9 protein-coding genes and 1 pseudogene are annotated in these 11,929 nt (G+C 73.1%); 3 read left to right on the top strand and 7 right to left on the bottom strand.

Annotation, left to right across the window (positions count from 1 at the left end; translation table 11 throughout):
• The first annotated feature begins 158 nt into the window (after positions 1-158).
• Entirely contained in the window at positions 159-443 is a 285-nt protein-coding gene (locus ACZ4O3_RS12095) for an SHOCT domain-containing protein (RefSeq protein WP_467722069.1), read from the top strand.
• 342 nt (positions 444-785) lie between these two features.
• On the opposite strand, the pseudogene ACZ4O3_RS12090 reads toward ACZ4O3_RS12095, so the two are convergent.
• Both ACZ4O3_RS12090 and ACZ4O3_RS12085 read right to left on the bottom strand, forming a co-directional pair.
• A pseudogene (locus tag ACZ4O3_RS12090) lies at positions 786-1,221 on the bottom strand (ATP-binding protein); the annotation flags it as partial.
• Between the two features lie 183 nt (positions 1,222-1,404).
• Positions 1,405-1,728 (bottom strand): hypothetical protein, encoded by a 324-nt coding sequence (locus ACZ4O3_RS12085; RefSeq protein ID WP_362729697.1) that lies wholly within the window; start codon positions 1,726-1,728, stop codon positions 1,405-1,407.
• Positions 1,729-2,084: 356 nt separating this feature from the next.
• Between ACZ4O3_RS12085 and ACZ4O3_RS12080 the strand changes: the two genes are divergently transcribed.
• Entirely contained in the window at positions 2,085-3,209 is a 1,125-nt protein-coding gene (locus ACZ4O3_RS12080; protein WP_467722187.1) for a PLP-dependent cysteine synthase family protein, read from the top strand.
• Between the two features lie 76 nt (positions 3,210-3,285).
• On the opposite strand, the gene ACZ4O3_RS12075 is transcribed toward ACZ4O3_RS12080, so the two are convergent.
• Complete coding sequence (locus ACZ4O3_RS12075) at positions 3,286-3,744, bottom strand: SRPBCC family protein (RefSeq protein ID WP_362729700.1); 459 nt, start codon at positions 3,742-3,744, stop codon at positions 3,286-3,288.
• A 67-nt stretch (positions 3,745-3,811) separates the two neighbouring features.
• Positions 3,812-4,627, bottom strand: a complete 816-nt coding sequence (locus ACZ4O3_RS12070) for a DeoR/GlpR family DNA-binding transcription regulator (protein ID WP_351712876.1) — start codon at positions 4,625-4,627, stop codon at positions 3,812-3,814.
• A 295-nt stretch (positions 4,628-4,922) separates the two neighbouring features.
• On the opposite strand from ACZ4O3_RS12070, the gene ACZ4O3_RS12065 reads away from it, so the two are divergent.
• Positions 4,923-7,253: a hypothetical protein gene (locus tag ACZ4O3_RS12065; RefSeq protein WP_467722068.1), complete on the top strand. Its 2,331-nt coding sequence runs from the start codon at positions 4,923-4,925 to the stop codon at positions 7,251-7,253.
• On the opposite strand, the gene ACZ4O3_RS12060 is transcribed toward ACZ4O3_RS12065, so the two are convergent.
• The 3 genes from ACZ4O3_RS12060 to ACZ4O3_RS12050 all read right to left on the bottom strand — a co-directional run bounded on the left by ACZ4O3_RS12060 (position 7,254) and on the right by ACZ4O3_RS12050 (position 11,737).
• Positions 7,254-9,692, bottom strand: coding sequence for a right-handed parallel beta-helix repeat-containing protein (locus ACZ4O3_RS12060; RefSeq protein WP_467722067.1), 2,439 nt, complete (start codon positions 9,690-9,692; stop codon positions 7,254-7,256).
• A gap of 176 nt (positions 9,693-9,868) precedes the next feature.
• Positions 9,869-10,474, bottom strand: a complete 606-nt coding sequence (locus tag ACZ4O3_RS12055) for an Rv1733c family protein (protein WP_362732472.1) — start codon at positions 10,472-10,474, stop codon at positions 9,869-9,871.
• A gap of 807 nt (positions 10,475-11,281) precedes the next feature.
• Positions 11,282-11,737, bottom strand: a complete 456-nt coding sequence (locus tag ACZ4O3_RS12050; RefSeq protein WP_467722066.1) for a DUF6643 family protein — start codon at positions 11,735-11,737, stop codon at positions 11,282-11,284.
• Between the last annotated feature and the right edge of the window lie 192 nt (positions 11,738-11,929).

Raw genomic sequence — 11,929 nt, 5'->3', positions numbered from 1 at the left:
AGTTACAGAATGCCGGCCTGCGGAAGCGGCCCGGCCGCCGCCGCGTACTCCCCGGGAGGTACGGCGACTGCCGCCGGCCGCACGACGACCCGCGCCCCTCCGCCGGGCCAGTCTCGATGCGACACACCGAGACGTTGCGGCAAAGGAGTTGAGCCGAGATGGAGACCCTGGCGAACTGGGACGGCGGGCCCGGCCCGTGGATCCTGTTCTTCCCGCTGATCTGGGCGGCGGTGGTGATCGGCGTCGTCACCGTCCTGCGCCGCACCGCGGGGCGCGGCGGCCCCTGGCGGCCGATGGGCGTCGCGCGCCCGGCCGGCGACTCACCGCTCGCCGTCCTCGGCCGGCGCTTCGCCTCCGGCGAGATCGACGAGGACGAGTACTGGCGGCGGCTGTCGGTCCTGGAGGAGCAGTTCGGCCGCATCGGCAAGGGCGGTGCGGCCTGAGCGCGACGACGGCGCCACCGGGCGACCCCGCTTCGGGCGCCCGGTTGCCGTGCGGGGGCGCCCGGGAGGGAAACTCACCGCCCGCTCAACTGGCGACAGCCGAGCGGGCGGGAGCGTGTGCGGTGTCAGAGGCACCGGCGGTCGCGGGTACGGCAGCCGAGGGACCCGTGGCCGGGGGTGCGACGGGGGCGGTACCGGCGGACAGGTGTGCGGCAGCGGGGGCACCGGCGCCGACCTGTGCGGTGGCGGTGGCGGGGGTGCCCGCGGTCGCGTGCGCGACGGCCGGCGCTCCGGTGGCCGCCGGTCCGGCCGTCACGACCCGCCGGGGTGCCGGCTCGGGCGTACGGTGCTGCGGGCGGCCTGCCTTGGACGCGGCGGCCGACGCGGGCAGGGTGAACCACACGACCTTGCCGTCGTCGTGCGGTCGCACCCCCCAGCTCTCACTGACCGCCGCCACCATCGCCAGGCCCCGTCCGCAGGTGGCCATGGGGGCGACGTCCGTCCCGTCCTCGACCACCGGGAGCCGTGGATCGTGATCGCGGACGGACACCGTGAGCCGGTCGAGCTGGAGCTCGATCTCCACGGTGCAGTTCTTGTCGGGCTGGGCGTGCCGGTGGACGTTGGTCAGCAACTCCGTCACACCGAGCGCGGCCCGGTCTATCAACGGGTCCAGGCGCCAGTAGCGCAACTGTGCAGATACGATTCTGCGGACCTGGCCGATCCGCGAGGGCAGGGCTTGGAGCTCCACCGAGCAGTGTCTGCTTGGGTGTTCGATCACGACTGCGACTCCCCGACGTGAGGTCCGGAAGAACACGGAGAACGGATCCAGCAGGGTGCCGCCGTCCATGGGGCCGCCTGCTGTCGTGGCCGGCGGGCTGGTTCGCAGCGTTATCGCCGGTAAACCCAGAGTGACGTGAGACAAGCGTGACCCAGTGCACACGGTCCCGCAACTCGCCGTGATTCAGTGGTCCCGTCCGGCGGCCCGCCGCACCGCCTCGATGAAGCGGCTCGCCGCGGGCGGCCCGGGCTCGCCCGGCGCCGGGTCGTGCTCGCCCAGGGTGAGCGAGTAGCGCTGGCCGTTGAGGTCGGCCAGGGCCCGGTCCTGCGCCGCGAACCACGGCTTGGAGGCACGTACCGCCTGTACGGGCGCGCTGTCGATCTCACTGCCGTAGCTGGTCAGCAACTGCAGCCTGCCGTCGCTTATCCGGACCTGCCCGGCCCGGGTGAGCGAACGCAGCCGCTTGTCGATCCGCACGCCCTTCGCCGTGAACTCCGGCTCCGCCATCCTGCCCGCCCCTTTTCGAGAACCTCGCTGACCGGCCCGCGGGCTTGTGGCCCGGGCCGGCGTGCTCCGGATCGTGTGGTGATCCAGTGTGCGCCCCCGTTCGGGACGTTCGTCCCGTCCGGTGGCAGTCTGCCCGCCCCCGGCGAGGAGCACCAGTACGCACGGGCGGCCGGGCAGGGGGCGCCCGGAGCACTCGGGACAATGCGCCCCCGTTGGATTCGAGCCACCGTTCCCCAGGGTGCCTTTGAGACGCCCAAAGATGCGTTTATGCAGGTGAGAAGCGCTGCGAAGGATGCTTATGATCGGTGCGCCGGCCGCACTTCGACGCCGTCGGCGCCCAGCGCAAGGAGTCCGCCGTGAGCACCACCCCGCAGATCCGCACCGGCGCCACCCTCGACGTCGACCACAGCGACAGCGAGTACCGCGACTGGCTCAAAGAGGCCGTCCGCAAAGTCCAGGCCGACGCGAATCGCTCGGCGGACACCCACCTGCTGCGCTTCCCGCTTCCCGAGGCATGGGGCATCGACCTCTACCTCAAGGACGAGTCGACCCATCCCACAGGAAGCCTCAAGCACCGGCTGGCCCGTTCGCTCTTCCTCTACGGTCTGTGCAATGGCTGGATCCGGCCGGGCCGTCCCGTGATCGAGGCGTCCAGCGGCTCGACGGCGGTCTCCGAGGCGTACTTCGCCAAGCTGATCGGCGTTCCCTTCATCGCCGTCATGCCACGTACGACCAGTTCGGAGAAGTGCCGGCTCATCGAGTTCCACGGCGGGCAGTGCCACTTCGTGGACGACTCCCGCAAGATGTACGAGGAGTCCGCGCGCCTCGCGGGGGAGACCGGCGGCCACTACATGGACCAGTTCACCTACGCCGAACGGGCCACGGACTGGCGCGGCAACAACAACATCGCCGAGTCCATCTTCCGTCAGCTGGAGTTGGAGCGGTTCCCGGAGCCGGCCTGGATCGTCGCCACGGCGGGGACCGGCGGTACGTCGGCGACGCTCGCGCGCTACGTCCACTACACCCAGCGCGACACCCGGATCTGCGTCGCGGACCCCGAGAACTCGTGCTTCTTCGAGGGCTGGACCACCGGCGAGCAGGACGTCACCTGTGACTGCGGGTCCCGGATCGAGGGCATCGGGCGGCCGCGGATGGAACCGAGCTTCGTGCCCGGGGCCATCGACCGGATGATGAAGGTGCCGGACGCGGCGAGCGTGGCGGCGGTGCGGGCGCTGGAGTGGGCGATCGGACGGAAGGCGGGCGGTTCCACCGGGACCGGCCTGTGGAGCGCGCTGAAGATCGTGTCCGAGATGGTGGCGGCGGGGCGCACGGGAAGCGTGGTGACGCTGCTGTGCGATCCGGGGGACCGCTATCTCGACAAGTACTACTCCGATTCCTGGCTGGAGGAGCAGGGTCTGGACATCGCTCCCTTCGCGGCCGCCATCGAGTCCCTGCTGGCCACGGGGGTGTGGCCGGACTAGGTTCGAGGGCGCGAGCCGTCGGCCGCCGGCCGCGCGGGTGTCCTGGCCTCTGGAGCGGCGCTGCGGCCCGCGGCGTTCACAGCCCGGCGTCCAGGGCCCGTATCCCCTCGCGGATCGCCCGGCCCATGCCCGGTGCCGCCAGGCGGCACACCGCACGGAACGGCGCCGTACCGTCCAGGGCGAACGTCATCCGCACCCGGGTTCCGGTGCCCTGGGGGGTGAGGTGCCACTCCTCCAGCCAGGCCCCCGCGCCCGGTACGTTCGCCGTGTCCACGCGGTAGGCGTACACCTCGGGCGACGTCGACGCGATCACCGTCTCCTCGAAGCGGACACCGCCCCGGAGCAGTACCGCACGGCCGTGCTCCGTCGGGCGGGCCGACTTCACCCCTGTCATCCACCGCGACCACCCCGGCACGTCCTCCGCGAGGGCCCGGAAGACCGCCTGGGGCGCCGCCGTCATCTCCCGTCCGAACACCAGCCGTACGGGTGCGGTCTCGACGAAGTCGATTCCCACCGGGCGCAGTTGGTGAACCAATGGACCGACCTCCTCGACGGACGCTGTCCCGAAAAGGTAGCTGACGGTCCGTCAATTGTCTGCGCCCTCAGTCGGTTTCGCCCGCCACCACCAGCCGGCGCAGGTGCTCGGAGATCTCCGCGCGTGCCGCCGCGGGCAGCCCCGCGTCCGTGACGAGCGTGTCGACCTGCTCCAGCTTGGCGAACGAACTCAGGCCCACCGTGCCCCACTTGGTGTGGTCGGCGACCACCACGACCCGCCGGGCCGACTGCACCAGACGGCGGTTGGTCTCCGCCTCCGCGAGGTTCGGCGTGGAGAGCCCGGCTTCGACCGATATGCCGTGCACGCCGAGGAACAGCAGGTCGAAGTGGAGGGCCCCGATGGCCTGGTCGGCCACCGGGCCGACCAGCGAGTCGGACGGGGTGCGCACCCCGCCGGTGAGGACGACGGTCGCCGCGCCCTGCCGCTGCCCGGAGACCCGCTGGGCGGCGTGGAAGACGTCGGCGACCCGCACCGAGTTGGTCACCACGGTCAGGTCGGGGACCTCCAGGAGCTGATGGGCCAGCGCGTACGTCGTCGTACCGCCGGACAGGGCGATCGCCGTTCCCGGCACGACCAGCTCCGCGGCGGCCCGGGCGATGTCCTCCTTGGCCGTCAGCTCCAGCCCCGACTTGGCCTCGAACCCCGGCTCGTGCGTGCTCGCCTCGACCACCGGCACCGCACCGCCGTGCACCTTCTCCAGCACGCCCTGCCGGGCCAGCGCGTCCAGGTCCCGGCGTACCGTCATGTCCGACACGCCGAGCTTGCGGGTCAGTTCGTTGACCCGGACGCCGCCCCGGCGCCGGACCTCGTCCAGGATCAGGGCGCGGCGCTGCTCCGCGAGGAGGTTCTGGTTCTCGCTCACGTACGCTCCGGTCCTCTCGCCTAAAGCCGTCCGACACGCCCTGCGTACCGGCTCCGACCAGGACATTCCGCTCGGCTCCGGTGCGTGGGCGCCTCATCCTTTCACGGGAGTGCACCGGTTGCGCCACTCCCTGTGCCAGTGCGCACATGTCATTCGGTCACCGCGTGTTCCCTCAGGTGTCACACACAACGGGGGAGATTCCGTGGCGAGTGGTGTACGTCACACCGGAATCGGAGATCCTGGAACCTCACGCAGACAGATCCATCGGCGCGGCTACGGGGGAAGTGCGAGAACAGTGGAACGCGCGCAGGAAGGCACCGCCGACGCCCTCGCGGAGCGGCCGGCGGTGACGGAAGCCGGGCCCGCCGCACCGGAGCTCGACCTGGAACTGAGGGTGCACGGCGTCGGCGGCAGCACGCCCGAGAAGATGCTCGGCGATCCACGCACGGTGCGGATCACCGGCGACGACACCGCGGCCGTCTTCCGGCGCGCCGTGGACGCCGACGCCGAGGCCCGGCCCGGCGACTACCGCGACCGCCCGGTGGCCGAGGCGTACGTCTGGTGCAACCTCACCTCCGGCAACGCCTCCCGCGCCCTGTGGCTGCTGCTCCTGCCGTTCATGGTGGTCAACCTCGCCCACTGGATGCGCCCCGCCGCCCAGGACCGGCCGCGCACCGTCCGCTGCTACGGCCTGCTGGTCCGGCTCGCCGGACTCACCCTGACGGTGCTGCTGGTCGCCGCCGCCTGCGAGGTCGCCCTTGACCTGGCCGCCTGGCAGTGCGCGGGCACCGCCGCCTGCGCCCGCCGGCACTCCTGGCTCGGTTTCCTCTCACCCACCGGCACGGCCGGCGGCTGGTGGAGCGCCCCCGGCCGCCGCCTCGCCCTGGCCGCCCTGGTGCCCGCCGCGCTGACCGGCCTGCTCTGGTACCTCTCGCACCGCACCTGGAGCGCCTACGAGTCCACCCGGCCCCTGGCGCACGACGCCGAGCCCGGGCGGACCTCTCTCGGCAGCCCCGGCTTCTGGTACGGGCGCCGGCTGGTGGCCCGGCTGCGCGCCGCCCACACCGCGGTGGGCCTGCTCACCGTCGCCGCCGCGGTCCTGGCACCCGCGGCCGCCTTCGACCGCCGGACCGGCGGGTCCGCCCTACTGGACGCGGCCGGGTGGCTCCTGTCCGGCGCACTGGCCGTCCTGGCGGCCGCCGCGGTGGGGGTGGTGTGCCGCCGGGGCCGCAGCGAGAACATCCTCGACCAGGAACTCGACCGGCACCTGGTACGACGCCTGCCGCTCGGCGCGTTCGCCCTGCTGGTCCTCGTCGCGGTGTACGCCGGCTGGTCCCGGCCGGGCTGGCGCTCCGTGGGGCGGCTCGCCGGGGACCCGGCCTTCGGCGGCCTGGTCCTGGCCCAGGGCGTCCTGGTGATCGTCCTCGGGGCCGTCGCCCACGACCTGCACCGCCGGCGACCCGATCCGCGCGCCGCGATGCGCGGTCTCGGCGGCCCCGCGGTCGCCCTGCTCGCCTGCGCGCTCGGCGGGGTGATCTCCGGCGGGGTCGCCCAGCGGGTCTCCGACTGGCTGGACGGCACCGCAACCTCCATCGCCGGGCCGCCGGTTCTGCTGACCTGGCAGGCGTCGGTGATCCCGCCCGTCCTCGTGGTGCTGCTCGCCGCGGTCGCCTGGCTCTCCTGGCGAACCTCGCGGCTCGGCCACGCCGAACGTGCCGCCGTCGGCCTCGACCACGCAGGCGAGCCGGAGGACACCGCACGCACCCGCCGTATCGCCGGTGTCCGTGCCATGGCGGCCCTCACCGACCGGACGCCGCTCGTCGTCACCGTGCTGTGCGCCGCCACCCTGGTGCTGGGCGCCGGCGCGCTGGTGGGCGCGCTGGCCACCGGCAAGACACCGGACGCGGCCGCGGACCGGACGTACGCGCTGGTGCACGGTGCGGCCCAGGCCTCGCAGGCGCTCGGCTCCTGGCTGGTCGGGCTCGGCTTCATACTCTTCGTCACCTGGGGCCGGCGCGCCTACAAGGACGCCTCCGCCCGGCGCACCATCGGCATCCTCTGGGACGTCGGCACCTTCTGGCCGCGCGCCGCCCACCCCTTCGCCCCGCCCTGCTACGCCGAGCGCGCGGTGCCCGACCTGACCTGGCGCATGGACACCTGGATCCGCCGCACCGGCGGCCGGCTCGTCCTCTCCGGCCACTCCCAGGGCAGCGTCCTCGCGGCCGCGGCGGCCTGGCAGCTGACCCCGTCGGTCCGCGGGCGGGTCGGCCTGCTCACGTACGGCTCCCCGCTGGAGCGGCTGTACGGCCGCTGGTTCCCCGCCCACTTCGGGCCGGCCGAACTCGGCTTCCTGCACCGCGAGGTGGCCTGCTGGCGCAATCTCTACCGCCTCACCGACCCCATCGGCGGCCCGGTACGCATCGTCGGCGGCGACGGCCCGTCCGTCGACCACACGCCTCTGAAGGACCCCCTGGCCTACGGACGCACCCCGGGCCATCCGCTGCCCGCTCCGATCCTGGGCCACTCCGACTACCAGGCGGACCCGGTCTTCGCCGGGGAACGGGAACGGCTGCTGGCACGGCTGCGCCCGGAACTGCCCGGGCAGCGGCCCCGGGAGGCGGAATGATCAGGCGAGCTCCGGAAGGTCCTGCGCGTACAGCAGGGTGAGGTCGTCGGTGCTCGGGTCGGCGAGCTGGGCGACCCGGCTCGCGTGCCGCTCGACCATCGCCTCGAACGTCTGCCGCGCGGTGCGTCCGTTGCCGAACGCGGGGCCCTTGGGGAGCACGGTGAAGTACGTCCGCAGCGCCTCGAAGGCCCCCGGCGCCAGCCGGTACTCGTGCTCGTCGGCCTGCTGTTCCACGATCCGCAGCAGTTCGTCCGGGCCGTAGTCGCCGAAGGTGATGGTCCGGGAGAACCGGGACGCCACACCGGGGTTGACCGAGAGGAAGCGCTCCATCTCCGCCGTGTAGCCCGCGACGATCACCACCACGGCGTCGCGGTGGTCCTCCATCAGCTTCACCAGTGTGTCGATGGCCTCCTTGCCGAAGTCCCGCCCGGCGTCCTCCGGCGACAGCGCGTACGCCTCGTCGATGAACAGCACACCGCCGTGCGCCCGCTTGAACGCCTCCTGGGTGCGGATCGCCGTGGAGCCGATGTGCTCACCGACCAGGTCGACCCGGGACACCTCGACCAGATGGCCCTTCTCCAGCACCCCGAGGGAGGCGAGGATCTCGCCGTAGAGCCGGGCCACCGTCGTCTTGCCGGTACCGGGGGAGCCCGTGAAGACCAGGTGCCGCTTGACCGAGGCGGCCTTCAGGCCGGCCTGCTGACGGCGCCGGCCGACCTCGATCATGTCGGTCAGGGCGCGGACCTCGCGCTTGACGCTCTCCAGGCCCACCAGCGCGTCGAGTTCACCGAGCACGGCCTGGGAGGTGCGGGCCGGCTCCCGGGGCTCGGCGGGCGCCGGCAGCGGTTCCTGTTCGGTGCTGCGCTGGACGGGGATCGCGCCCAGCAGGCCGGGGGTCTGGTGCGCGGTCTGTACGACCGGCTCGTGCATGGCGGACGGGCGCAGACTGCCGCTCTCGTCGCTGGTGCAGTCCTCCACCACCGGGCCGGTGCCGGAGCCCGTGTCCGGGCCGCCGTCGGCGAACTCGTAACCGCCGCGCGCGCACCGCTCCGTACGGCACTTGCGCAGTGTCGTCCGGCAGCCGTCGATCACGTGGAACCCGTAGCCGCCGCTGCCGGTGACCCGGCAGTTCTGGAAGGTGCCGCGGCCGCCCGCCGACACGTAGAAGCCCGCCTCGGCGGGGGAGTCCACCGTGCAGCGTTCGAGCGTGGGGTCGGCGCCCTTGGTGACGATCACTCCGGTCTGGGTGCCGTCCACCGTGCAGTTGTTGAGGGTGCCGCCGCTGCCGTGGTCGCGGAACCAGGCGCCGGTGGCCGCGTCCCGGATCCGGCAGTCGTCCAGCTGCGCGGTCGCCCCGTCGCTCACCGACACCGCCGTGTTGCGCACCTGGGAGAGGTCGCTGTCGACGACGTCCGCGCGCGAGCCGCGGTCCAGCACGAACAGCGCGTCCGGCACGTCGTGCACCCGGCAGGAGTCCAGGACGGCGGTGGCGCCGTCGCTCACCCACACCGCCGGGTAGTCGCCGGTGCTGTCGAAGATCTCGCACTGGTTGGCGTCCACGCGGGTGCCCGGGTCCCACACCGACAGCCCGTTGCGCCCGAACTGACGCACGGTGGTCCGGGTCAGCGTCAGCACCGAGCGCGAGCGCAGGTCGACCGCGTTCTCCGGGATGTCGTGGATACGGCAGTCGGCGAGGGTGAGCACCGCGTCGGTGTCGAGGGTGACCCCGTCGGCGGTGGTGCGGTGCACATCGCAGTCGGTGAGGTGCGCAGTGGCCCGCGCGGTGACCTGCACGCCTGATCCGCGCACCTCGTAGATCTCACAACCCACCGCCTCCAGCGCGGTGTTCTCCCCGGTCGCCGTCACCCCCGTGCCCGAGGCGTGATGGATCCGGCAGCGCTCCAGCCGCGGGTGACCCCCGCCGCGGACCGCCACGCCCGCTTGACCGGCCGCGACGATCTCGCACTCCTCGAACACGCCACCGCCGCCGTCGAGCACGGCGATGCCGATGCCGGCCGGGTTGTCCACGGTGCAGCGCCGCACGGTCGGTCGCGCGCCGCCGCGCACCTCGATGCCGGCGGCGGAGCGGGTGACGATCCGCACGTCGAGCAGCTCGGGTGTGCCCTCCTCGACCAGCAGCGCGGGCGCGGCCGCGTCCTGGCCCTCCACGTGCAGGTCCTGTACGACCGCCGAGGCCCGCACGGTCAGCGGCACCCCGTCGGCGGGCGCGATGCGCACCGAGCCGGGCGAGCCCTCCGGTCCGCGCAGCGTCACCGCGCGCTGGACGACGAGGTTCTCCCGGTAGGTGCCGGGCGCGACCGTCAGGACGTCGCCGTCCGCGGCGGCCTCCAGGGCGGCGGCGAGCGATGCGTACTCACCTGTGCGGCGCCGCCACCTCGATGTGCCGGTGTGCGTCACCTGGACCGTGCCCTGTGCCATGGCGTTGCTGAGCCCCCACCTCGTCGTACAGATCGCTTGCTCGCCTTCGGGACGGTCACCTGCAAGGGTGTCCGCCCGCTGCGGTCCGCTCGCGCGCGGGTCGATGCCGAATGCGCTTCGGCCGGTCCACCGTAGCGTGCGCCGAGGTGGTGCACGGACCAGAGGGGGAAAGGCCCTCAGCTGCCGGTGCCGGCCTTGCCCCAGTCCGGACCCGCCCGGTCCCAGGCCTGATCCCAACGTGCGTATCTGCGACGGACCATACGCCAGACGATCATCCGCCGGCCGCTGTCGGCCAGACCCGCGGCGAGCAGGGCCGCGCCGAACCCGGCCAGCACGGCGTGGGTGGTGGCGGTGGCCGAGTCCAGCGGCCGGGCGGTCAGCAGACCCTGCCGGTCCGTCCAGAGGCCGAAGTGGTCGCCCCTGTGCGGCGACTTGATGGCCGTCAGGGTCGAGCCGTGCCGCCGGGTGCCGTCCGGCGCGGTCCAGTCGGCGAGGACGCGGCTGCGGGGGTCGTGGGCGTTGGTGGCGTCGGGGTCCGGCTCGACCGGGGAGCCGCCGAGCCTGCGCACGACGGTGGCCGTGACCAGGTGCCGGTCGTGGTGCTGTTGCCGGACGGACCGCTGGAGGGCGTCCTGGGCGGCGACCCCGACGAGCGAGCCGAGCACCGGCGCGGCCACCACGATCAGCAGCAGAGTCACCAGCGCCACCCAGGCCTCGACCAGGTCGGTCGTCCGGCGCAGCGGATTGCGCCGCCAGCGCCACAGGCCGCGGATCGCTCGCACCGTCCACCACCCCCCTTCCGCTCCGTGACAGCCCCCGCCCGAGCCGTTCACCCGCGAGCCAGGCCGGAGGGAGAGCGAAACCACCCCGGCAAGGGCTCTCAGGAACTTCTCACGATCCCAACGACCGGGCCGCGGGCTTGGGTTCCCGACGGGTGGAGATCGCTCGAGCCGGAGCAGGGGCAGCTCAGGGGGGAGGAGGAGACCGAAGGGGAGCGGGTTCACGCCGGCGCGGACCCCGCGTGTCAGGAGGCGGGCGAGGGCGTCGAACGGGGTGTCCGTGCGGTGGCCGCCGGCGGGCGGGCGGCCGTGCGGCGCACGGTCTCACCCGGCCGTGCGTGACTCGGGCCGGTCGGGCAGGGGGAGGGGCGCGTGCGGAAGCGGCGTGACCGGTGCCGGTTCCCTGTCCGTCACTGCGCCGATCCCGCGCGGTGAGGCGCCGAGGTCCGTCCTTCCTTCCCCACCTCGTGCCGAGGAAGTCTGTCCACACCGTGGCCGTCGCCTCCGGGACGGGCCGTCTTCCGTGCGGCCTGCCCGGGCACGGACAGGGGGATTCCGCCGCTGGACGGCAACTCCGCGGCGGCAGGCGCGAAGCGCGCGCGTACGCGCCGGTGTGCGCGCTGGGTGACGACCTTTCCCCCGTCGTCGATCAGCCAGGCGCCGGTCACCGGCCGGCCCCCAGGTCCCTGCGACGGCCTGCCGGGGCAAGAGGCCCCGGAGTGCCTGGACCGGGAGGACATGCGGCGACCCCGGTTCGGCGATCCCCATGACGTCGTCGTGCCGCGCGGCACCGACATCAGGGGGTGCCGATCAGTAGCCGCGGTACTGCTGCTGTTGCTGGTTGTTGTACGGGTCCTGGTACGGAGCCGGCTGCGCGGGGCGCGGGGCCGCCGGGCGCATCGCCTCGTAGCCGGTGCCGCCCATCATCGGGCGCGGCGGCTGCGGCTGCTGCTGGCCGGGGTAGCCGCGCGGTGCCGTCGCCTGCTGCGGGATGTACGCCGTGGGCGCCTGCTGCATCGGAACGGGCTGCTGCATCTGCGGGTAGCCGTAGCCGGGGGCCGGCTGGGAGGGGCCCGCGGGGAGGGCGGGCAGTGCCGACGGGAGCGCGGGCAGGTTCAGGCCGCTCGGCGCGTCGTAGGCGGGGGGGACCCGGATCGGGGCGATCTGCGGGGTGCCCCGTTCGGCCACGAGGGAGTCGTAGATCGGGGTGTCCGGGAAGGAGGCGGAGTAGTAGCCGCCGCCATAGGTGGAGCGGGGGGAGGTCATGGCACATAAGTTAAGCCCACGATGTGCTGGTTGGGGAGACCGATAAGAGGGTTGTTTTCCGTGTCGGCAGTGACGCCGGATCCCCAATCCGAGCGAACTCGGCAAAAAAGGACGGCAATCATCGTACTGATCGTGTAAAGGCCGAGTTCCGAGGTGGTTACCGGCAGTTGGACGGGGATCTTCCGGTGCCAC

It is taken from the genome of Streptomyces sp. NPDC026515, assembly GCF_055567595.1.
This window is presented reverse-complemented; position numbering and strand designations above follow the sequence as displayed.